Annotated in this window: 23 protein-coding genes; 20 read left to right on the top strand and 3 right to left on the bottom strand. The window is 68.9% G+C overall.

The window, feature by feature from the left end:
* Nucleotide 1: 1 nt before the first annotated feature.
* The 18 genes from CJ197_RS03440 to CJ197_RS03355 all read left to right on the top strand — a co-directional run bounded on the left by CJ197_RS03440 (nucleotide 2) and on the right by CJ197_RS03355 (nucleotide 14,491).
* Nucleotides 2–187, top strand: coding sequence for a type Z 30S ribosomal protein S14 (locus CJ197_RS03440; RefSeq protein ID WP_102235360.1), 186 nt, complete (start codon nucleotides 2–4; stop codon nucleotides 185–187).
* A gap of 66 nt (nucleotides 188–253) precedes the next feature.
* Nucleotides 254–652 (top strand): 30S ribosomal protein S8, encoded by a 399-nt coding sequence (rpsH, locus tag CJ197_RS03435; RefSeq protein ID WP_102235359.1) that lies wholly within the window; start codon nucleotides 254–256, stop codon nucleotides 650–652.
* 22 nt (nucleotides 653–674) lie between these two features.
* Entirely contained in the window at nucleotides 675–1,217 is a 543-nt protein-coding gene (gene rplF, locus CJ197_RS03430; RefSeq protein ID WP_102235358.1) for a 50S ribosomal protein L6, read from the top strand.
* 2 nt (nucleotides 1,218–1,219) lie between these two features.
* Nucleotides 1,220–1,606: a 50S ribosomal protein L18 gene (gene rplR, locus CJ197_RS03425; RefSeq protein ID WP_102235550.1), complete on the top strand. Its 387-nt coding sequence runs from the start codon at nucleotides 1,220–1,222 to the stop codon at nucleotides 1,604–1,606.
* A gap of 33 nt (nucleotides 1,607–1,639) precedes the next feature.
* Nucleotides 1,640–2,314, top strand: coding sequence for a 30S ribosomal protein S5 (rpsE, locus tag CJ197_RS03420; RefSeq protein WP_102235357.1), 675 nt, complete (start codon nucleotides 1,640–1,642; stop codon nucleotides 2,312–2,314).
* Nucleotides 2,311–2,493: a 50S ribosomal protein L30 gene (rpmD, locus tag CJ197_RS03415; protein ID WP_158239369.1), complete on the top strand. Its 183-nt coding sequence runs from the start codon at nucleotides 2,311–2,313 to the stop codon at nucleotides 2,491–2,493. Before rpsE ends, rpmD begins: the two co-directional genes overlap by 4 nt.
* A gap of 1 nt (nucleotide 2,494) precedes the next feature.
* A complete protein-coding gene (rplO, locus tag CJ197_RS03410) occupies nucleotides 2,495–2,959 on the top strand; it encodes a 50S ribosomal protein L15 (RefSeq protein ID WP_102235355.1) in 465 nt (154 codons plus the stop codon).
* Between the two features lie 153 nt (nucleotides 2,960–3,112).
* The gene (gene secY, locus CJ197_RS03405) at nucleotides 3,113–4,417 is read left to right on the top strand and encodes a preprotein translocase subunit SecY (protein WP_102235354.1); all 1,305 of its coding nucleotides are present in this window, start codon (nucleotides 3,113–3,115) and stop codon (nucleotides 4,415–4,417) included.
* A complete protein-coding gene (locus CJ197_RS03400; RefSeq protein ID WP_102235353.1) occupies nucleotides 4,414–5,037 on the top strand; it encodes an adenylate kinase in 624 nt (207 codons plus the stop codon). Before secY ends, CJ197_RS03400 begins: the two co-directional genes overlap by 4 nt.
* Nucleotides 5,037–5,879 (top strand): type I methionyl aminopeptidase, encoded by an 843-nt coding sequence (gene map, locus CJ197_RS03395; RefSeq protein WP_102235352.1) that lies wholly within the window; start codon nucleotides 5,037–5,039, stop codon nucleotides 5,877–5,879. The genes CJ197_RS03400 and map overlap by 1 nt, the downstream gene beginning before the upstream one ends.
* Nucleotides 5,880–6,200: 321 nt before the next feature.
* Entirely contained in the window at nucleotides 6,201–6,422 is a 222-nt protein-coding gene (infA, locus tag CJ197_RS03390) for a translation initiation factor IF-1 (protein ID WP_010550308.1), read from the top strand.
* 22 nt (nucleotides 6,423–6,444) lie between these two features.
* Nucleotides 6,445–6,558 carry a 50S ribosomal protein L36 gene (gene rpmJ, locus CJ197_RS03385; protein ID WP_015776353.1) on the top strand — a complete coding sequence of 38 codons (114 nt, stop codon included), beginning with the start codon at nucleotides 6,445–6,447 and terminating at the stop codon, nucleotides 6,556–6,558.
* 283 nt (nucleotides 6,559–6,841) lie between these two features.
* On the top strand, nucleotides 6,842–7,216 hold the full coding sequence (rpsM, locus tag CJ197_RS03380) for a 30S ribosomal protein S13 (protein ID WP_102235351.1): 375 nt from the start codon (nucleotides 6,842–6,844) through the stop codon (nucleotides 7,214–7,216).
* A gap of 106 nt (nucleotides 7,217–7,322) precedes the next feature.
* Nucleotides 7,323–7,727, top strand: coding sequence for a 30S ribosomal protein S11 (rpsK, locus tag CJ197_RS03375; RefSeq protein ID WP_102235350.1), 405 nt, complete (start codon nucleotides 7,323–7,325; stop codon nucleotides 7,725–7,727).
* A 155-nt stretch (nucleotides 7,728–7,882) separates the two neighbouring features.
* Nucleotides 7,883–8,878 (top strand): DNA-directed RNA polymerase subunit alpha, encoded by a 996-nt coding sequence (locus tag CJ197_RS03370; RefSeq protein WP_102235349.1) that lies wholly within the window; start codon nucleotides 7,883–7,885, stop codon nucleotides 8,876–8,878.
* Nucleotides 8,879–8,905: 27 nt separating this feature from the next.
* The gene (rplQ, locus tag CJ197_RS03365; protein WP_102235348.1) at nucleotides 8,906–9,424 is read left to right on the top strand and encodes a 50S ribosomal protein L17; all 519 of its coding nucleotides are present in this window, start codon (nucleotides 8,906–8,908) and stop codon (nucleotides 9,422–9,424) included.
* Between the two features lie 299 nt (nucleotides 9,425–9,723).
* Complete coding sequence (locus tag CJ197_RS03360; RefSeq protein WP_102235347.1) at nucleotides 9,724–12,024, top strand: S-layer homology domain-containing protein; 2,301 nt, start codon at nucleotides 9,724–9,726, stop codon at nucleotides 12,022–12,024.
* Between the two features lie 133 nt (nucleotides 12,025–12,157).
* Nucleotides 12,158–14,491, top strand: coding sequence for a polysaccharide pyruvyl transferase family protein (locus CJ197_RS03355; protein ID WP_102235346.1), 2,334 nt, complete (start codon nucleotides 12,158–12,160; stop codon nucleotides 14,489–14,491).
* 61 nt (nucleotides 14,492–14,552) lie between these two features.
* Here the strand turns inward: CJ197_RS03355 and purL are convergent, their stop codons facing one another.
* On the bottom strand, nucleotides 14,553–16,880 hold the full coding sequence (purL, locus tag CJ197_RS03350; protein WP_102235345.1) for a phosphoribosylformylglycinamidine synthase subunit PurL: 2,328 nt from the start codon (nucleotides 16,878–16,880) through the stop codon (nucleotides 14,553–14,555).
* A 262-nt stretch (nucleotides 16,881–17,142) separates the two neighbouring features.
* On the opposite strand from purL, the gene CJ197_RS03345 reads away from it, so the two are divergent.
* Nucleotides 17,143–17,847 carry a deoxynucleoside kinase gene (locus tag CJ197_RS03345; RefSeq protein ID WP_233190629.1) on the top strand — a complete coding sequence of 235 codons (705 nt, stop codon included), beginning with the start codon at nucleotides 17,143–17,145 and terminating at the stop codon, nucleotides 17,845–17,847.
* Nucleotides 17,844–18,602 carry a deoxynucleoside kinase gene (locus CJ197_RS03340; RefSeq protein WP_102235344.1) on the top strand — a complete coding sequence of 253 codons (759 nt, stop codon included), beginning with the start codon at nucleotides 17,844–17,846 and terminating at the stop codon, nucleotides 18,600–18,602. Before CJ197_RS03345 ends, CJ197_RS03340 begins: the two co-directional genes overlap by 4 nt.
* Before the next feature lie 12 nt (nucleotides 18,603–18,614).
* On the opposite strand, the gene CJ197_RS03335 is transcribed toward CJ197_RS03340, so the two are convergent.
* Complete coding sequence (locus tag CJ197_RS03335; protein WP_102235343.1) at nucleotides 18,615–20,765, bottom strand: acyl-CoA dehydrogenase; 2,151 nt, start codon at nucleotides 20,763–20,765, stop codon at nucleotides 18,615–18,617.
* Nucleotides 20,762–21,394: a TetR/AcrR family transcriptional regulator gene (locus tag CJ197_RS03330; RefSeq protein ID WP_102235342.1), complete on the bottom strand. Its 633-nt coding sequence runs from the start codon at nucleotides 21,392–21,394 to the stop codon at nucleotides 20,762–20,764. The genes CJ197_RS03335 and CJ197_RS03330 overlap by 4 nt, the downstream gene beginning before the upstream one ends.
* Between the last annotated feature and the right edge of the window lie 74 nt (nucleotides 21,395–21,468).

The raw sequence follows: 21,468 nt of genomic DNA, 5'->3' as shown, positions 1-21,468 counted from the left end.
TATGGCCAAGACTGCCCTGATCAAGAAGGCGGAGCGCAAGCCCAAGTTCGCGGTCCGCGCGTACACGCGGTGCCAGCGCTGCGGTCGCCCGCACTCCGTGTACCGCAAGTTCGGCCTGTGCCGCGTGTGCCTGCGCGAGATGGCCCATCGCGGCGAACTGCCCGGCGTCACGAAGAGCAGCTGGTAAGGACTACCGCCACAGGTCCTCGGCCCACAGGGCACGGGGAAACCAGGTGAGGAAGAAGCAACAGACATGACCATGACCGATCCGATCGCGGACATGCTCACGCGGATCCGTAACGCCTCCGGGGCGTACCACGAGACCGCGTCCATGCCGTACTCGAAGCTGAAGGCCCGCATCGCGGACATCCTCAAGGCCGAGGGCTACATCCTGGGCTGGCACGAGGAGGAGGCCGAGGTCGGCAAGAACCTCGTCCTCGAGCTGAAGTACTCCGACAGCCGGGAGCGTGCGATCTCCGGGATCCGCCGCATCAGCAAGCCCGGCCTGCGCGTGTACGCGAAGTCGAACAACCTGCCCAAGGTCCTCGGCGGCCTGGGCGTGGCGATCCTGTCCACGTCCTCCGGCCTCCTGACGGACAAGCAGGCAGCCCAGAAGGGTGTGGGTGGGGAAGTCCTCGCCTACATCTGGTGAGCGGGAGAGGAGAACACCGAATATGTCCCGCATCGGACGCCTGCCGGTCGCAGTGCCGGCCTCTGTCCAGAACGTCACCATCGAGGACCGCACCGTGACGGTGACCGGTCCCAAGGGCGAGCTCAAGCACGTGGTGCCGGCTCCGCTGACCGTCGAGCGCGGCGAGGACGGCTCCATCGTCGTCAATCGCCCCGACGACGAGCGGGAGTCCAAGGCCCTCCACGGCCTGACCCGCACGCTCATCAACAACCTGGTCCTCGGCGTGACCGAGGGCTTCACCAAGAAGCTGGAGATCGTGGGGACCGGTTACCGCGTCACCGCGAAGGGCACGGACCTCGAGTTCGCCCTCGGCTTCTCCCACCCCGTCGTGGTGAAGGCGCCCCAGGGCATCACCTTCGCCGTCGAGTCGCCGACCAAGTTCTCGGTCAACGGCATCGACAAGCAGCAGGTGGGCGAGGTCGCCGCGAACATCCGCAAGATCCGCAAGCCGGAGCCCTACAAGGGCAAGGGCGTGCGGTACGCCGACGAGGTCGTGATCCGCAAGGCCGGAAAGGCTGGTAAGTGATCATGGGGTACGCACTCAAGCACACCAAGGGCAACCGCGGCTCCAAGCTGCGCGCTCGCGGTCGGCGTCACCTGCGCGTGCGCCGTCGCGTCATCGGCACCGCCGAGCGTCCGCGCCTGGTCGTCACCCGGTCCTCGCGCCACGTGTTCGTCCAGGTCGTCGACGACTCCCTGGGCAAGACGCTGGTCTCGGCCTCCTCCATGGAGGCGGATCTGCGCCAGTCGGACGCCACCAAGACGGACAAGGCCCGCACCGTCGGCGCCCTGATCGCCGAGCGCGCCAAGGCCGCCGGGATCGAGTCTGTCGTGTTCGACCGCAGCGGCAATAAGTACCACGGCCGTGTGGCCGCCGTCGCCGACGGCGCCCGCGAGGCCGGTCTGGCACTGTGACCCCCCGGACCCAGGACGAGAAGAGGATCTGAAATGGCTGCACAGCAGCGTGGCAATGGTCCCGCGGCCTCCGGCCGGCGGGATGACAACAACAACGAGCGCGGCGCTCGCCAGAGCGGCGGGCGTCAGGGCGGCCGCGGTCGGGACCGCGGTCAGGACGCCGATAAGTCGGCGCTCCTCGAGCGCGTGGTGAAGATCAACCGCGTCTCCAAGGTCGTCAAGGGTGGCCGTCGCTTCTCCTTCACCGCCCTCGTGGTGGTCGGTGACGGCGATGGCACCGTCGGCGTCGGCTACGGCAAGGCCAAGGAGGTGCCCGCGGCGATCTCCAAGGGGGTCGAGGAGGCGAAGAAGAACTTCTTCCGCGTCCCCCGCATCCAGGGCACCGTCGTGCACACCGTGCAGGGGCACGATGCGGCAGGCACCGTTCTGCTGCGTCCGGCCGCTCCCGGTACCGGTGTGATCGCCGGCGGTCCGGTGCGCGCCGTGCTGGAGTGCGCGGGCGTGCAGGACGTGCTGTCGAAGTCCCTCGGCTCGACCAACGCGATCAACATCGTGCGGGCCACCGTGGACGCGCTCCAGCAGCTCGAGGAGCCCGAGGCCGTGGCCGCGCGCCGTGGCCTGGCGGTCGAGGACGTCGTCCCGGCGCCGCTCCTGCGAGCCCAGGCCGAGGGTCGCGCCGCGGCCCGTGCGGAGAAGGTGGGTGCCTGATGCAGATCAAGGTGACGCAGATTCGATCCGAGATCGGCGGCAACCAGAGCCAGCGAGCCACCCTGCGCGGCCTCGGCCTCAAGCGCATCGGTGACACCGTGGTGAAGGAGGACCGCCCCGAGATCCGCGGCATGATCCGCGCCGTCACCCATCTGGTGACGACCGAAGAGGTGGACTGACATGAACAACACTGACAACAGCGGCGCGCCGCTGAAGCTCCACGACCTGCGCCCCGCGCCCGGTGCCAAGACCGCGCGCACTCGCGTGGGCCGTGGCGAGGCATCCAAGGGTAAGACCGCGGGCCGCGGTACCAAGGGCACGAAGGCCCGGTACCAGGTTCCGCTGGGCTTCGAGGGCGGCCAGATGCCGATGCATATGCGCCTGCCCAAGCTGCGCGGGTTCACCAACCCGTTCCGCGTTGAGTACCAGGTCGTGAACCTCTCGACCCTGCAGGAGCTGTTCCCCGAGGGCGGCACTGTCACGGTAGAGGACCTCGTGGCCAAGGGCGCGGTGCGCAAGAACCAGCCCGTGAAGGTGCTCGGCTCCGGCGACGTGAGCGTCAAGCTCGATGTCACCGCGCAGAAGTTCTCCGCCTCGGCGGAGCAGAAGATCGCGGCGGCTGGCGGATCCGTCACCATCGCGTGAACCACTTTTGACGGGGCATCGCGGCGCGGATAGTGTGCGCCGCGGTGCCCCGTCGCCGTACCGGGGCCGGTCCGTCGGGTGCCTGTATGTCACGGCCCGAGGGAAGATCGTGACGAGTGCGATCTCGACCGCGGACCTCCAGGAGGGAAACTGGTGAACGCAATTGTGCGCGCGCTGCGCACCCCTGAGCTCAGGGCGAAGATCCTCTTCACCCTCGGAATGATCGCCGTGTACCGGCTGGGCGTGTTCGTCCCTACGCCGGGGTTCGACGCCACCAACGTCCAGCGCTGTGCAGATGCCGCGCTGGGCGCGCAGAACGGCAGCGTGCTGGGCATGGTGAACATGTTCTCCGGCGGGGCGCTGCTACAGCTGTCGGTGTTCTCGCTGGGCGTGATGCCGTACATCACCGCGTCGATCATCGTGCAGCTGCTGCGCGTGGTGATCCCGCGGTTCGAGGCGCTGCACAAGGAGGGCGCCTCCGGCACCGCGAAGCTCACGCAGTACACCCGCTATCTCACGATCGGACTGTCGGTCCTACAGGCCACCACGATCATCACCCTGGTGCGCTCGGGCAACTTCTTCGTGGGCTGCAATCTCGAGCTGGTGCCCGATCAGTCCGTGCCTACGCTGCTGCTGATGGTGCTGACGATGACCGTCGGCACCGTGCTGATCATGTTCATGGGCGAGATGATCACCGAACGTGGCATCGGCAACGGCATGTCGCTGATGATCTTCTCCTCGATCGCCGCGTCCTTCCCGACCGCCTTCGGTCAGGTGTGGATGCTCAAGGGCTGGATGGTCTTCGGCCTGGTGCTCCTCGTGGCGCTGGTGGTCATGGTGGGCATGGTCTTCGTCGAGCAGTCCCAGCGCCGCGTGCCCGTGCAGTACGCCAAGCGCATGGTGGGCCGACGCATGTACGGCGGCACCTCCACCTACATCCCCATCAAGGTCAACCAGGCCGGTGTGATCCCCGTGATCTTCGCCAGCTCGATCCTGGCGCTGCCGCAGATGGCCTCGAGCTTCGGTGACCCGAATGCCGCCTGGGTGCAGTGGATCAACCAGCACCTGGTGATGGGCTACAGCTTCTCCTGGGTCTACGCCGTGGTGTTCGTGGCCCTGATCATCTTCTTCGCGTTCTTCTACGTCTCCATCACGTTCAACGCGGAGGAGATCGCCGACAACATGAAGAAGTACGGCGGCTTCATCCCGAATGTGCGCGCAGGCAAGCCCACTGAGCGGTACCTGCGCTACGTCATCAATCGCATCCAGTCCGCGGGGGCCGTGTACCTCGCAATCATCTGTCTCATCCCGCTGCTGGCCCTGGTGTACCTGGGCACCTCGCAGGACTTCCCGCTGGGTGGCGCCTCGCTGCTGATCATCATCGGTGTGGGGCTGGACACCGTGAAGCAGGTCGACGCCAAGCTCCAGCAGCATCACTACGAAGGGATCCTCCGGTGACCACCACGTCCGATGCCTCCAACGCTCCGCAGACCGCCGACGGTCGCCCCCGCGCCCGCCGTCTGCTGATCGTGGGCCCGCCCGGCGCCGGCAAGGGCACCCAGGCGGCGCGCCTCGCACAGGAGCTGGCCATCCCCGCGATTTCCACCGGCGACATCTTCCGCGCCAACGTCTCGGGTCAGACCGAGCTGGGGGTGCTCGCGAAGTCCTACATGGACAAGGGCGAGTACGTGCCCGATTCCGTCACCAATGACATGGTCCGCTCCCGCCTGGATGAGGACGATGCGCGGGACGGCTTCCTGCTGGACGGCTACCCGCGCACCCTGGATCAGGTCGAGGCGCTGGACGGGATGCTCACCGAGCTCGGCACCGAGCTGGACGCCGTACTGCTGCTGGTCGTGGAGACCGACGCGGTGATCGAGCGTCTGGTGGCCCGCGGTCAGGAGCAGGGGCGCAGCGATGACACCGAGGAGACGATCCGTCGTCGCCTCGAGGTGTACGCCGAGCAGACCGCCCCGCTGATCGACGTGTACGACAAGCGCGGCCTGGTGCGCCGCGTGGATGGCATGGCCTCGATCGACCAGGTGACCGCGTCCCTGCGCGATGCTCTCGGCGCCTGATGGGGCTGCGTCCGGAACGGGTGGAGCTCAAGACCCCGGAGCAGATCCACCAGATGCGTCGCAGTGGGCTGGCGCTGCATCAGGTCCACGAGATGCTCGCCGAGCAGATCCGCCCCGGGATCACCACCGACCACCTCGATGATCTCGCGCATGAGATGATCCGGGACCTCGGCGGCACCCCGAACTTCCTGGGGTACATGGGTTTCCCGGCCACGCTGTGCATCAGCGTCAACGAGGTCGTGGTCCACGGCATCCCCGGCGAGCAGGTGCTCGAGGAGGGGGATCTGGTCTCGATCGACGGCGGTCTGATCCTGGATGGCTGGCATTCCGATGCCGCCCGCACCCATGTGGTGGGCGAGCCCCGCTCGGTGGCCGATGAGGATCTGGTGGAGGTCACCCGGGATGCGCTGTGGACCGGTATCGCGGCGCTCGCGACCGCTCAGCGGGTGGGCGATGTCGGCGCGGCGATCGAGGACTTCGTCGCCGACGCCGCCGGGGATGCGCTCTCGCATCTGGAGGGCTTCGGTGGGCACGGGATCGGCACCGCGATGCATCAGCCGCCGGATGTCATGAACTACCGCACCCGCTCGCGCGGCCCGAAGGTCCGTCCCGGCATGTGCCTGGCGATCGAGCCGATGCTGATCCAGGGCTCGGGAACCTGGGAGCTCGACGAGGATGACTGGACGGTGCGCGCCACCGGTGGCGGTCGCGCTGCCCATGAAGAGCATTCGGTGGCCGTCACCGAGCAGGGTCTGCTCGTGCTGACTGCTGGGGATGGCGGCGAGGAGGAGCTGGCGCGGCGCGGAGTGCGCGCCGCCCCGGACCCGGTGGCGGGGGAGTGAGGGTCCGACGAGGGAGGTTTCGGGCCTTGAGCTGCCCCGCGGGAGTGACCGGCGTCATCGTACGAGGCCATGGTCTTGCTGACCGTGCCCGTGTAAGCTGATTCATCGGGTGTGCTCCGCACGCGCGGCGTCTCTGGGTGAGTCTGTGGGCTCGCCGGATGGCCCGTCGATGGTCCAGCGGCAGTGCCGCATCGGCATCTGATGGGAGCAGCACCCTCACCGCCTCGTCACCTGGCGTCGCGGTGTGCAGGACCTGATAAGTCAGGAACTCAGCAACGCGGAACTCAGCCTCCGGCCCCGGAGGCGAGAGATTGGGGAGGCATGGCGAAGAAGGACGGAGTGATCGAGGTCGAAGGCACGGTCACGGAGGCGCTCGCGAACGCGCGCTTCCGCGTGGAGCTCGACAACGGGCACATGGTGCTCGCGCACATCTCCGGGAAGATGCGCCAGCACTACATCCGCATCCTTCCCGAGGACCGCGTGGTCGTCGAGCTGAGCCCCTACGACCTCGATCGGGGCCGCATCGTCTACCGCTACAAGTGATCGTCCCGGGAGAAGGAACGCAATGAAGGTCAAGCCGAGCGTCAAGCCGATCTGCGACAACTGCAAGGTGATCCGTCGCCACGCGCGCGTCATGGTCATCTGCTCGAACCCCCGTCACAAGCAGCGTCAGGGCTGATCGACGAACTGTGAGGCCGAGGGCCGGCGAGGTACGAGCCGTCCCCGAGGTCGAACGGGAGGAGATCAGCACAGCGAGCAGGGCTGATTGCCCCGCTGGTGTGACCCTGCCGCCGCACCGGCGGCAAGCCCTTCGGGGCACCTGCCCGCTTGCGGGCACATAACAGAAGAGACGATTCCACCGGCATCAGCCGGCCACCCGCAGGACGGAGGCTGCGGCGCCCGGGAGGCATCCCAGGGCGGGGAGTCGGATCAGGCCTCCGAGACAGTAGGAGAATCTGCACATGGCACGTCTGGTGGGAGTCGATCTTCCGCGCGAGAAGCGCCTCGAGGTCGCCCTGACGTACATCTTCGGCGTGGGTCGCACCCGCGCCCTGGAGACCCTGGCCGCGACCGGCGTCTCCGGCGATAAGCGCGTCCGCGAGGTGACCGACGAGGAGCTCGTGAAGCTGCGCGATCACATCGAGGCGAACTACATGGTCGAGGGTGACCTGCGCCGCGAGGTCGCCGCTGATATCCGCCGCAAGGTGGAGATCGGCAGCTATCAGGGCCTGCGCCACCGCCGCGGCCTGCCCGTGCGCGGTCAGCGCACCAAGACCAATGCGCGCACCCGTAAGGGCCCCAAGCGCACCGTCGCCGGCAAGAAGAAGACCCGCTGATCCCCTGAGCGCTGAGCTCGGCCGCTTGATCCGGCTCGAGCCCGCAGTCACTTCGCGCCGCTGAGGGATCCGGCGCATCCGCAACCCACCAGAGGAGTTCTGCCGCATGGCAACCAAGACCCGCCAGGCCGCGGCCCGCAAGCCGCGCCGCAAGGACAAGAAGAACGTCGTCAACGGCCAGGCCCACATCAAGAGCACGTTCAACAACACGATCGTGTCCATCACGGATCCGACCGGTGCCGTGATCTCCTGGGCGTCGGCCGGTCAGGTCGGCTTCAAGGGCTCGCGCAAGTCCACCCCGTACGCCGCGCAGATGGCCGCTGAGGCCGCCGCGCGCCGGGCGCAGGAGCACGGCCTGAAGAAGGTAGACGTCTTCGTCAAGGGCCCCGGCTCCGGCCGTGAGACCGCGATCCGTTCGCTGACCGCGACGGGTCTCGAGGTCGGCTCGATCCAGGACGTCACCCCGCAGCCGCACAACGGCACCCGCCCGGCCAAGCGCCGCCGCGTCTGATCGCGTCATCGGCCGTGACGGGGCCCGCCCCGTCCCGGCCTGCCGTGCCGGACGGGGCATCGCCGTGTCCGGGACGGACCAGACCATCTGTCATCTAGGCCCACCGCCCCCCTTCTGAGCGTCATATGGCGGACGTTCGCTGAAAGGATCCACCAGTGCTCATCGCACAGCGCCCCACGCTGACCGAAGAGGTCGTGTCGGACAACCGCTCCCGGTTCGTCATCGAGCCGCTCGAGCCGGGCTTCGGCTACACCCTCGGCAACTCCCTGCGCCGCACCCTGCTGTCCTCCATCCCCGGTGCCGCGGTCACCTCGATCCGCGTCGACGGGGTGCTGCACGAGTTCAGCACCGTGCCCGGCGTGAAGGAGGACATCACCGAGGTCATCCTCAACATCAAGAACCTCGTCGTCTCCTCGGAGAACGATGAGCCGGTCGTGATGTACCTGCGCCGCGAGGAGGCCGGGAAGGTCACCGCCGCGGACATCACCCCGCCCGCCGGTGTGGAGATCCACAACCCTGACCTGCACATCGCGACCCTGAACGACAAGGGCCGCCTGGAGATCGAGCTGATCGTCGAGCGCGGTCGCGGCTACGTCTCCGCCCAGCAGAACAAGGGCATGGACGGCGAGATCGGCCGGATCCCGGTCGATTCGATCTACTCGCCGGTGCTGAAGGTGACCTACAAGGTCGAGGCGACCCGTGTGGAGCAGCGCACGGACTTCGACAAGCTGATCGTGGACGTGGAGACCAAGCCCGCGATCTCCCCGCGGGATGCGGTGGCCTCCGCCGGCAAGACCCTCGTCGAGCTGTTCGGTCTGGCCCACGAGCTGAACCAGGAGGCGGAGGGCATCGAGATCGGCCCCTCGCCCACGGATCAGGCTCTGGCCGCGGATCTGGCGCTGCCGATCAACGACCTGAACCTCACGGTGCGCTCCTACAACTGCCTGATGCGCGAGGGCGTGCACACCGTCGGCGAGCTGACCTCTCGCTCGGAGGCGGACCTCCTCGACATCCGCAACTTCGGCCAGAAGTCCATCGACGAGGTCAAGGCGAAGCTCGCCGAGCTGGGGCTGTCGCTCAAGGATTCCGTGGGCGGGCTGGACCCGTCGGCCATGGACTCCTACTCCGACGACTTCGGCGACCAGTACTGACCTTCATTTCCACCAAGGAGAACGACCATGCCTGCACCCACCAAGGGCGCGCGCCTCGGAGGATCCCCCTCGCACGAGAAGATGATCCTCGCGAACCTCGCCACCGAGCTGTTCCGCCACGGCGCCATTCGCACCACTGAGACCAAGGCCAAGCGGCTGCGCCCGCACGCCGAGCGTCTGATCACCCAGGCCAAGAAGGGTGACCTCGCCTCCCGTCGTCGCGTCATGCAGACCGTGCGTGACAAGGGCGTCGTGTACACCCTGTTCGAGGAGATCGCCCCGACGTTCGCGGAGCGTCCCGGCGGCTACACCCGCATCACCAAGGTGGGTCCCCGTAAGGGCGACAACGCCCCGATGGCTGTGATCGAGCTGGTCACCGAGGAGTACTCCCCGAAGCAGGCCGTGGTGAAGGAGGCTGAGGGCGCGGCGAAGAACGCGGCCAAGGCCGACGCTGCTGAGCCCGCGGAGGAGACCCCGGCCGAGGAGACCCCGGCGGAGGAGACTCCGGCAGAGGACACTGCGGAGGAGCAGAAGTCCGAGGACTGATCGGATGAGCTGCTGACAGCTGCGCGTGAGGCCCCGGCACCGGAAGGTGCCGGGGCCTCATGCTGTGCGGGGGCTGCGCGGCGGGCCGGCGGCTGCGGCGCTAAGGGATGTCGTCCCGCCGGGCTGATGGGGTGTGGCGACCTCACCCCCACGCGGAACGACGTGGGGCGGGTCATCCGGGATTCGAACGGTTGTTGCAGAATCTTTGCCTAGCACCCGAGACCTGGTGCCTATGGTGGACGCGTTCGCGCTGTGCCGTGGACACTCTGTAGCTTCCCCGCTTCCCCAGGAGATCCGCGATGTCCGCCTCCCTCCGCCGTCCCCTGCCCGATGCATCCGGCCGCACACCGGATCTGCGTCCACGGCGCCGCTCCCTCCTCGCCGGCTCAGCCCTGGTGGGTTCCTCCGTGGTCACCGGCGGCGGCACCGCCCTGGCCGATGGTGAGGAGGATGCCCCGGTCAGCGGTACGGAGGATCAGCCGTCGTCGGCCGCCGGAGCCGGCACGCAGGCTGCCCAGCCGCGCACCACGACCATCGCGCTGCGCGAGGCGGAGCATATCGAGCGCGACGGCCGCCTGGCTCGCCACATCGTCGGGCATCCGGCCGCTCTGGTGGGCGTGACCTGGGAGGAAGGCGGCGTGGAGCCGACCGTCTCCGTGCGTGGCCTGCAGGTGGATGGGGCCTGGAGCCCCTGGCATGACCTCGAGGTCGCTGTGGACCTGGACACCGGCGTGCGCTCCAACGGCACCGAGCCGGTGTTCTTCGCTGATGTCACCGAGGTGGAGGTGATCGGTGAGATCGACGGTGAGGATGTCACCGAGGCGCTGAACGCCCACCTGATCGACTTCCCCGATGATCCCAAGCAGGCGCCGCTGGAGCTAGATGAGGGGGCTGTCTCTGCGGAGGATGCAGCCCAGGAGCGCAGCGAGCAGCCTCCTGCCGAGGGCGAGGCGGCCACGCCCTCTCAGGAGCCGCAGGAGCGCCTCACCGAGGAGACCGCCCCGGCCGAGGAGACCGGTGAAGGTGAGGACCCGGCGGATGCGCCGGCGCCCTCCGATGGCGGCGGCGCGACCGGCGCGACCGTGGGCGGCGGGGGAGTAGGGGCCGCGCGGCCTGCCCTCGGGCCGATCGTGCCGATGTCCCTGGTCCCGCGGGATCTCGGTATCCCCGGGGCGCCGCGGATCGTGACCCGCGCCCAGTGGGGCGCCGATGAGCGAGCCGCCCGTTCCAGCTCCACCAGCTCTGCGCTGCAGGCGGTGGTGCTGCACCACACTGCCGGCACCAACAACTACTCGCCCTCGCAGGCCGCGCAGCAGATCCGCGGGATCTTCGACTATCACGTGCGCACGCTGGGCTGGGCGGACATCGGCTACAACGTGCTGATCGACCGCTACGGAACGATCTACGAGGGCCGACGGGGCGGTCTGACCCGCAACGTGAACGGCGCCCACGCGCTGGGCTTCAACACCGGCAGCTTCGGCATCTCCGTGATGGGGGATTACTCGTCGCTGGCGGCCAGCGCGGTGGCTCGAGACTCCGTCATGAAGGTCGCGGCGTGGAAGCTGCTGTCGACCTTCCGCAGCGATATCCACGAGAAGTCGTCGTGGCGCGTGAGCGTCAATGGCACCCGCTGGAGCAGGGGCACCATGGTGAGCATGCCCCGCTTCTTCGGGCATCGGGACGTGAACCTCACCTCGTGCCCGGGCAACGGGCTGTACTCGACGATGGACAACCTCCGATGGGGGATCCAGTCCCGGATGAATTCCGGGTGGCGCCACCACCTGCGAGCCTTCGTCGCCGCCGGCGGTGAGTCCGCGCTCGGTACCGTGCTCACCTCGGCGCAGAAGGAGGGCGGGCTCACCATCACGCGTCTGACCAAGGGCATCGTCGTGTCGGGGCCGAAGCTCTCGGCCCGGGCGGCGACCACAACGGATTCGATTCGGCGCAGCTGGCGGCCCAGCTGGGGGCGCCCGCTGGCCGACGTCCGCGGGCAGGACGGACGGTACACCCAGCCTTTCGACAACGGCCTGGCGATCCGGGAGGGCGGGCGCAACAGCTTCATCACTCGCACCTTTACGGACGTTCCGGCCACTATGCAGTTCTTCGAGGAGATCGAGGAGCTCGCGGCCTCGAAGATCACCACCGGGTGGTCCGATGGCACCTACCGCCCGCACCTGCCGATCGCGCGTGATGCCATGATCGCGTTCATCTATCGTGCCAAGGGCTCTCCCGCGTACACCCCACCGGCGGTCTCGCCCTTCCGGGATGTCTCCCCACGGCGCACGTTCTACAAGGAGATCTGCTGGGCCCACAGCCAGGGGATTGCCGAGGGCTGGTCCGATGGGACGTTCCGTCCGCTGGATCCCGTGGAGCGTGGCGCGTTCGCAGCATTCCTCTACCGGGTCTCGCGCGCCACCTCCACCTCCACGTCCAACCGCTTCTCTGACGTGCCCTCCTCCCACCAGTTCGCCAAGGAGATCACCTGGATGGCGAACCTGGGCATCACCACGGGGTGGCGCGACAAGACGTTCCGCCCCCGCGCCGGGACCAAGCGGGACGCCATGGCAGCCTTCATCACCCGCTGGCTCGACGCGACCTGAGGCCTGCCGCGACGGAGCCCCGAGCCCCCGAACGCGCTGACGCGGGCAGTGCCTTGTGCGCGGTGGGACGTGACAGGATGAGCCTCGGGCGTCCGGGCTCCTCATCCCGAGAGCCCGCCCCGAGGGAGGATTCATGCGCGTAGCGCTGCTGTGCGACGTGGACCAACGCGTTTACCACGTCGGTGATGAAGCGATCTTCACTGCTGAGGAGCAGCTGCTCCGGGCACGCGGCCACACGGTGGTGCGGTTGTCACGTCAGGAGAAGACCGGGCCGGGCCAATCCCCCGAGCGCCCGGAGATCCCGGCGCTGGTTTTCCCCTGGCCGCTGGAGGATCGCACCCGCTACCTCGCCGAGATCCGGGCTGTGCTCGATGGTCGGCCCGAGGCCCTGGACGGCGGGGACAAGCTGTTCGGCTTCATCGAGGCGATGCGTGACGTGGACGCTCTGGTCATCGGCGGGGGAGGGGGCCTGAACTCCCGCTATGGCTGGCTGCTGTCCGAACGGCTGGCCACCGCCCTGGTGGCCCGCTCCCTCGGGCTGCCGGTGATCCTCAGCGGACAGACCCTGGGGCCCGAGCTGATGCCGTCGGACCGTGCGCTGCTCGGGGAACTGCTGGAGCTGTGCACGAGCGTGGCGGTGCGTGACATGGCCAGCCTGCGCCTGGCCCGGAGCTTGGTCCCGGAGCATCCGCGACTCGGCCTGATCCCCGATGACGCCCTCGCCCTGGTGGCGGACATACCACAGCAGCGCAACGTCATCTCCGTCACCCTCGGAGCAGACCCCGATCCGCTGGAGCGCGAGCCGTACCTGCAGATCGCTGCGACGGCTCTGGCGAGCCTGGTGAGCCGCACGGGCGCGAGTATCGAGCTGCTTGCACATATGGCCGATCCCGACGACGGTGGGGGAGATCTCGCCCTGCACGAAGAGCTCGCAGAGCGACTCGACGGGGAGGTGGAGCTGCTGCCCCTGCTGCGCGATGTCGACGCGGTGCAGAAGGTCGCCTCGGCCCGCTGGGTGCTGACCACCCGCTTTCACCCCGCGGTGCTGGGAGCGGCCACCGAATCCGGTGTGCTCGCGCTCCCGCTGAACCATTACGGACGCATCCGCACAGAAGGCGCCTTCGAGACCCTCGGGCTCCGTGACGCGACGGTTCCCTGCAGCGCCCTGTGGGACCCGGTCCTGCAGACTCCCTGCCGGGCGCTGATCGACGAGCTGGTCGACGCGGTGGTCGCGGACTCCGAGGGCGAAGCACAGACCCTGCGGGAAGGGCGCCAGGCCGCCCTGGAGCGTCAGCGGTCCTGGTGGCACCACGTCGATCAGGTCCTGCGCAGAGACCACGACCGCAAAAACTGCCCCGGCCTGCCCGAGATGCTCACCGAGCAGCCCGCCGCCCGTCCCCGCTTCACCGGGGAGCTCACGCAGCTCCTGGCCCCCTATCGGGCCCCCGATACCGAGGCTGTGGAGCCCTCCGCCCCGCCCGCACCGGCGGTCGCGATCATCATGCGCACCCGCAACCGGCCCACGATGCTGGACCGGGCGCTGCAGGACGTCATCTCCCAGAGCCGCCAGGACTGGGAGCTGGTCATCGTCAACGACTGTGGTGACCGGGCGATCGTCGAAGAAGTGGTCGATCGGTACGCCGAGCTCCTGGCGGGACGAGCCCGCGTGCTCCATCGCACGCACAGCACCGGGATGGAGCAGGCCAGCAACGTCGGGATCGCCGCCTCGAGCGCTCCGCTGCTCGTCATCCACGATGACGACGACACGTGGAGCCCGCTGTTCCTGCAGGACACCATCGCCGAGCTCGAGGCCCGCCCCGAGGTGGACGCGGCGGCGGTGCAGATCCAGCTCGTCTATGAGCGGGAGATCAGCGCGGGAATCGTCGAGGAAGGCGGTCACATCCATTGGGGACAGCTCGATGAGGTGCGGCTGCTGGAGATGATGCAGCTGAACCGCACGGTCCCCATCGGCGTGCTCTACCGGCGGAGCCTGCATGAGGCCGTCGGCCCCTACGACGAGAGCTTCCGTGTCGTGGGTGACTACGAGTTCTACCTGCGTGCGATCGCGCTGCGCCCCTTCGCCTTCGTGGATCGTCCGCTCGCGCAGTGGCGCCATCGCCTGGTCGCCCACGGTGACTCCGCGAACTCGATGTACGCCCAGGACGCGTTGCATATCAGCGCTGATCGCAGACTGCGCGACAGGGCGCTGCGGGAATGGACCGACCAGCATGGGATCGGCCTGCCCCTGTTCATCGCGCACACCGCCGACCGGCAGAGCGAACAGCTCCAGGAGATGCTCGCAGACCTGACCGTGCGCCTGGAACGCATCGAAAAACATCAGCTCCAGCAGCATCAGGCGCAGCACTCGGCTCCCTCACTGCGCAGGGGCGCCCGCGAGGTCCTGGCCGCCGGCGCACATCACGGTGCTCGCGTGGCTCGCCGAGTGCTGCGGCGGCTGCGGGGCTGAGCTCGACCGCAGCGGCCTTTCCCGATTCCGCCGGGGCTGGCCGCTGTGCCTGCGTCCCGCCTCAGCCGAAGTAGCGCGGCAGCGTGCCCTCCCGCAGCTCCCGCAGCTCCGCCATACCGAACTCGCCGACGCCCTCGATCGCGAGGGCGTCTCCGCCGGTTGTGCCCAGGCGCAGCATCGGCACGCCATGCTCCGCGGCCACCTGCTGCAGACGCTCGACCTTCTCTGACGGCACCGCCACGACGGCGCGGGCCTGCGATTCGGAGAACAGGGCCGTGAACGTATCCACGCCATCGCGCGCGGTCAGCACGCCGAGGTCCACCTGCGCGCCGACGCCGAAGCGGGTCACGCACTCCACGAGGGTCTGGGCGAGACCGCCCTGGGAGAGGTCATGCGCGGCGCTGCCCAGGCTCTCATCGGCCGCGGTGATCAGCACGCGGGCGAGCGCCTTCTCCGCCTCGAGGTCCACGCGGGGCGGCAGACCGCCCAGGTGCTGGTGCATGACATCGGCCCAGGCGGAGCCGGAGAGCTCTTCGCGCGTGGTGCCCAGCAGCAGTACCTGCAGATCATCGTCCTGCCAGCCCGTCGGCACGCGGCGCGCCACATCGGCCAGCACGCCCAGCACGCCGACGACGGGGGTGGGGTGGATCGCGGAGTCGATCAGCCCCGGCTCTCCGGTGGAGTTGTAGAGCGAGACGTTGCCGCCGGTGACCGGCACCTCGAGGGCCTCGCAGGCCTCGGCGAGACCGCCGATCGCCTCGACGAGCTGCCACATCGGCCCCGGATCTTCGGGGGAGCCGAAGTTCAGGCAGTCCGTGACCGCCAGCGGCACCGCCCCGGTGGTGGCGACATTGCGGTACGCCTCGGCGAGGGCCTGCTGAGCACCGGTGCGCGGGTCGAGCTTCGCGTAGCGACCGTTGGCGTCCGTGGAGATCGCGATACCGCGCCCGGTGCTCTCATCCACGCGCAGCACCCCGGCGTCATCGGGCATGGCCAGCGCCGTGTTGCCGCCGACGTACCGGTCGTACTGGTCGGTGACCCACCCGGCGGAGGCAAGATTCGGGGAGGCGATCAGGGTGCGCAGCGTCGCGGCGATCTCCTCGGCGCTCTCCGGGCGGGGGAGGTCCTCCGCGCGGTCGGCCTGCAGCGCATCCTGCCAGTCGGGGCGAGCGTAGGGGCGGTCGTAGACGGGGCTGTCCACAGCCACGGTCATCGGATCCACATCCACGATCCGGTGGCCGTGATGATCGATCGTCAGCCGCCCGTTGCCGGTGACCTCGCCGATCACCGCGGCTTCAACATCCCAGCGCGCGGCGATCGCCAAGAACTCCTCGAGCTTCTCCGGCGCGACCACCGCCATCATGCGCTCCTGCGACTCGCTCATGAGGATCTCCCCGGCGTTCAGGGTGGGGTCCCGCAGCAGCACCTCCTCGAGATGGATATGCATGCCGGAGCCGCCATTGGCCGCGAGCTCGCTGGTGGCGCAGGAGATCCCGGCCGCGCCGAGGTCCTGGATGCCCTCCACGGTGCCGGCCGCGAACAGCTCCAGGCAGCACTCGATGAGGACCTTCTCCATGAACGGGTCGCCCACCTGGACGCTGGGCCGCTTGGCCGGGCCCTCGTCCTCGAAGGTCTCCGAGGCCAGGATCGACGCGCCGCCGATGCCGTCGCCGCCGGTGCGCGCGCCGAACAGCACCACCTTGTTGCCGGCGCCGGTGGCGGAGGCCAGGTGGATGTCCTCATGGCGCAGCACCCCCACGGCGAGCGCGTTCACCAGCGGGTTGGTCTGGTAGGCGGCATCGAACACGGTCTCCCCGCCGATGTTCGGCAGGCCCAGCGAGTTGCCGTAGCCGCCGATCCCGGAGACCACACCGTGCACTACGCGGGCGGTGTCCGGATGGTCCACGGCGCCGAAGCGCAGCTGATCCATGACCGCGACCGGCCGGGCGCCCATCGAGATGATGTCGCGCACGATGCCGCCCACGCCGGTGGCCGCCCCCTGGTAGGGCTCCACATAGGAGGGGTGGTTGTGGGACTCGACCTTGAAGGTCACCGCCCAGCCGTCGCCGATGTCCACCACGCCGGCGTTCTCTCCCATGCCCACCAGGAGCTTCTCGCGCATCGCCTCGGTGGTGCGCTGCCCGAAGGTGCGCAGATGCTTCTTGGAGGACTTGTAGGAGCAGTGCTCGGACCACATCACCGAGTACATGGCCAGCTCCGCGTTCGTGGGTCGGCGCCCCAGGATCTCGCGGATCAGCGTGTACTCGTCCTCCTTCAGCCCCAGATCGGCGTAGGGCTGCGTCTGCTCCGGGGTGGCGGCGGCATGCTCGACGGTGTCCACCTCCGCGGCGGCGGCAGAGGAGGCGGCGGGGGAGTGCTCAGCGGTCATCGCAGCAGGTGATCCGTTCTGGTGGCGAGGTACGGGGGTGCCGATAGCGCGGCCCCCACAGTCTACGGCGGCGCGCGGCGCGCCCGGTGGCACCGGAGGTGGCGGAGGGCACAGGGGGCGGCAGTGGGCAGGGGCCGACGTGATCTGTGCGCCGTCGGCCCGCCGTGGAGGGCTGCTTCGTCCCCCGCCGGGCCTACAGTGAGGTCTCTGCCCGGGACGCCCCGGGCATCGGAGCAGCGCCGCGGTGAGGAGAGAAGAGCTCGTGGTCCAGGAGATGTTCATCGCCGTGGAGGGCCCCATCGGCGTGGGGAAGACATCGCTCATGCACGCGGTGTCTGAGCGCTGGGGGCTGCGCGAGCAGCCCGAGATCGTCGGGGAGAACCCGTTCTTCGCCGAGTTCTACAGCGATATCCAAAAGTGGTCCTTCCAGACCGAGATGTTCTTCCTCACCAGCCGCTACACGCAGCTGCGGGATCTGCGGGGCCGCAGCGCCGGAGTGGTCAGCGACTACAACATCCACAAGAACCTCATCTTCGCGCGGCGCACGCTGGGCCCGGAGGAGCTCGCGAAGCTCGAGGCGGTCTACGACATCCTCGTGGACGGTCTGCCGCAGCCGGATCTGACCGTGATCCTCGATGCCCAGCTGCCGGTGCTGCGCCGACGCATCGAGCGGCGCGGACGCGAGACCGAGCACCTCATCACCGACCGGTACCTGCTGGATCTGCGCGAGGACTACCACGACTACGCCGCCTCGCTGCGGGAGAAAGGGCTGCGCTCGGTGGAGATCGACACGACCACCATGGACTTCGTCTCCCGCCCCGCGGACCTCGAGAGCATCCTGGAGACTGTGCGCGCCGCGGCGGAGCTGGGGCAGCACCGCCTGGACCTCACCGGACGCAAGGGCGCCGACGATGACACGGCCGATGCGCCGCAGGCCATGCAGCGCAGCGGGGAGGAGGAGCGATGAGCACCGAGCAGAACCCAGAGCAGAGCACTGCGCAGAGCCCAGAGCAGAACACTGAGCAGAACGAGGCTCTGGAGCTGCCGGATGCCGCCGGCGGCGTCCCGACCGATGCGATCATCACCATCGCCGGCACCGTCGGCATCGGAAAGTCCTCGCTGACCGCGGCGCTGGCCGAGCGGCTGGGCTTCAAGACCTCGTTTGAGTCCGTCGACGGCAACCCGTACCTCGAGCGCTTCTACGACGACTTCGAGCGGTGGAGCTTCCACCTGCAGATCTACTTCCTGGCTGAGCGCTTCAAGGAGCAGAAGCGCATGTTCGAGTACGGCGGCGGGTTCGTGCAGGACCGCTCGATCTACGAGGATGCCGACATCTTCGCCGCGATGCACGCCGAGCAGGGCACGATGAGCCCGGAGGACTACCGCACCTACACGGAGCTGTTCGCGGCGATGGCGATGACGCCGTACTTCCCGCCGCCGGACCTGCTGATCTACCTCGAGGCGGATCTGGACGAGGTGCTCGCGCGGATCGCCCGGCGCGGCCGCTCGATGGAGGTCGAGACCGACGTGGACTACTGGCGGCACCTGCACTCCCGGTACGAGCAGTGGATCAGCTCGTTCACCGCGTGTCCCGTGGTGCGGGTGGACGTGCGCGACTATGACCTCCACGACGGCCTGCACACCCTGGACCCGCTGGTCAGGGCGATCGGCCGCACCATCCGCACGCACCGGGCGATGGATCCCCGCCCGGGGCTGTGGTGAGAGACCGGAACCTCAGCGGCGCCGGGCGCGCCCGCCACCGCCGCGGCGGGCCTGCTTCTCGCGGTCCCGCAGCGCCTTCTCACTGACCGGAGCGTCCGCGCTCGCTCGCTGCGCCCGGTAATAAGCGGCGGCCTCCTCCTGCCGCTGCTGCTCCCCGCCGAGGGCGATCGGGGCGCGCACATGCCCGGGCCGGATGTCGAAGGCCTCCACGAGATCCAGCACATGGGGGCGCAGACGCCAGAGCAGACGGCGCACATCGGCCGAGATCTGCCGCCCACGCTGGGCCGAGAGCTGGCCCGAGAGCAGGAACCACGCCAGGTCATCCTCGATGAGCGTGAGCCCGAACAGGTCCCGCACATCGGTGAGCACCGTGCGGCTGCCCGCATCCTCGATCGCCGAGATCCCGGCGGTGAAGGCCCGCCAGCGCACCAGGTCCGCATGTGCCCGGGCAGCATCGAGCATCTCCACCTGATGCTTGTTCACATGCGCGGCCGCATCGGCCGGGCTCATCTTCGCGGCCGGCCGCAGGGCGAGCGCTACCTCCTCGACCTTCACGCGGGCCCGCGCGGCCAGCACCTCTTCCTGGAACTCCGCGGAGCGCAGGGAGTCGAAGGCGCGCCGACGGTCGCCGCGATCGGCGATCGACTGCGAGAGATCCGCCCAGGGGGTGTGGCGCCGGGCCAGCACCTCGGCGCGCTGGGCGATGAAGCGGCCGATCCCGGCGCGGTCCACGCTCTTCAGCTCGCTCGTGTAGTCGGCCAGCAGGCGCTTGGCCACCAGCTGCAGCAGCACCGTGTTGTCACCCTCGAAGGTGGCGTACACGTCGAGATCCTGATGCAGACCCACCAGCTGGTTCTCCGCCATGAAGCCGGCGCCTCCGCAGGCCTCCCGGCATTCCTGGATGGTGTCCAGGGCCAGGCGGGTGGAGGTGGGCTTGAGCGCGGCGGCCAGGGTCTCGAGGTCCTCGCGGCCTTCGGGGGTGTCACCGCGGCCGGAGAACACGTCGTCGAAGGCCTGCAGCAGCTGCTCGTGGGCGAAGGCGCCGGCGTAGGTGGCGGCGAGCCTCGGCAGCAGGCGGTGCAGATGGGCCTGGTAGTCCATCAGCACGGTCTCCTGCGTGGGGTCCGCGGCGGTGAACTGGCGGCGCTGCGTGGCGTAGGTGATCGCGATGTGCAGGGCCAGCTGGCAGGCGCGGTTCGCGGCGCCGTCCAGGGACACGCGTCCCTGTACGAGGGTGCCGAGCATCGTGAAGAAGCGTCGGCCAGGGGATTCGATGGGGGAGGTGTAGGTGCCGTCGGGCGCCACATCCCCGTAGCGGTTCAGCAGGTTCCGCCGCGGAACGCGCACGTGGTCGAAGGCGAGGCGTCCGTTGTCGATGCCGTTCAGGCCGCCCTTCTCGCCGTCGTCCTCGCTCGAGACCCCGGGCAGCAGCTCGCCGTCGTCATCCCGCACCGGCACGTAGAAGCAGTGCACCCCGTGGTCCACGCCGCGGGTGATGAGGCGCGCGAACACGGTCGCGGCCTTCGCGTGCAGGGCGGCATTGCCCAGGTAGTCCTTCCAGGCGGCGCGGAACGGGGTGTGGATGATCCACTCGCCGTCCTCGCCGCCCTCAGGGTCGAAGGTCGCGGTGGTCGCCAGGGACTGCACATCGGAGCCGTGGCCGATCTCCGTCATGGCGAACGCCCCGGGGGTCTTGAGGCTCATCGCATCGGGCACCCAGCGCTTTTGCTGCTCCTCATCGCCCAGCTGGATGATTGCCGAGGTGTACAGCCCCCACTGCACACCCGCCTTGATCTGCAGGGAGGGGTCGGCGACCACGAGCTCCTCGAAGGCGGAGACGTTGGCGCCGTTGTCATTGGGGCCGCCCAGGTGCTCGGGCAGCATCGGGAAGGAGACCTGCTCCTTGGCCAGCAGCTGCATCTGTTCGAAGACGCGCTCACGGTGCTCTGAGATCGTCACATCCAGCGGGCGGTGCAGCTCGGGCCGGGCCGCCCGCTCCCGGGCGGCATCGCGGGAGGCGGCCCAGCGGCCCTTCAGTGCGGTGGAGACCAGATCCGGGTCCAGGCGGGGGCCATCCGGCGGCGGCAGCGGGATCGGGCCGGTGGGGGTGGCGGAGACGAGCGGCGCATCGGAGGTGCGGGGGGAGCGGGCATCGACGGTCATGGGGTCAGTCCCTTCATGAGCCAGGTGACCAGATGGGTCACGAGCTGATCGGAGGTCAGGCGGGCGGTAGCGGGGTCGGGCCGGCGGGAGGACTCCTCATCCGCTGTCATCCAGGTGTCCACGGCGCTCTCCACGAAGCCGACGGCCCCGTGCGCCCACACCTGCGGGGCGGGCGTCCCATCGGGCAGGAAGGAGGCGACCAGGCGCGAGATCGATTCCAGGAAATGGTTCAGCCCGTCGCTGGGCCGGGTGATGAAGCGGTACACGCCGGGGGAGCGGCGGGCGGTCTCGACGTAGGCGAAGATCATGGCGTGGATGCGCTCGGCCGGTTCGGGCTCGCGCCCCAGCCGCTGTTCGAGCTCCTCGAGCTGCGCGATGAGCTTGCGGTGCATCGAGGCCAAGATCGCCCGGCCCAGCTCGCGCTGCAGATGCGCCTTGTCCTCGAAGTAGCGGTAGACGATGGACTTCGAGGTGCCGGAGGCGCTGGCGATGTCTTCCATTGTCACGTCCGGTCCGCGCTCATGGATCAGGTGGCGGGCCACATCCAGCAGTGCGGCCCGCCGCTCCTCACGGTGCTGGGCCCAGCGGGCGGAGCGGCCGTCCACGGGGGCTTGCGTCGTCGCATTCACGCGACCTACGGTATCAAGTACTCCCGGTTCTATGTAAAGTGTCCGACGGGATCCGACGGGATATGACCCGCTGC

This window comes from Brachybacterium sp. UMB0905 (assembly GCF_002871795.1).
GTDB lineage: Bacteria > Actinomycetota > Actinomycetes > Actinomycetales > Dermabacteraceae > Brachybacterium.
This window is presented reverse-complemented; position numbering and strand designations above follow the sequence as displayed.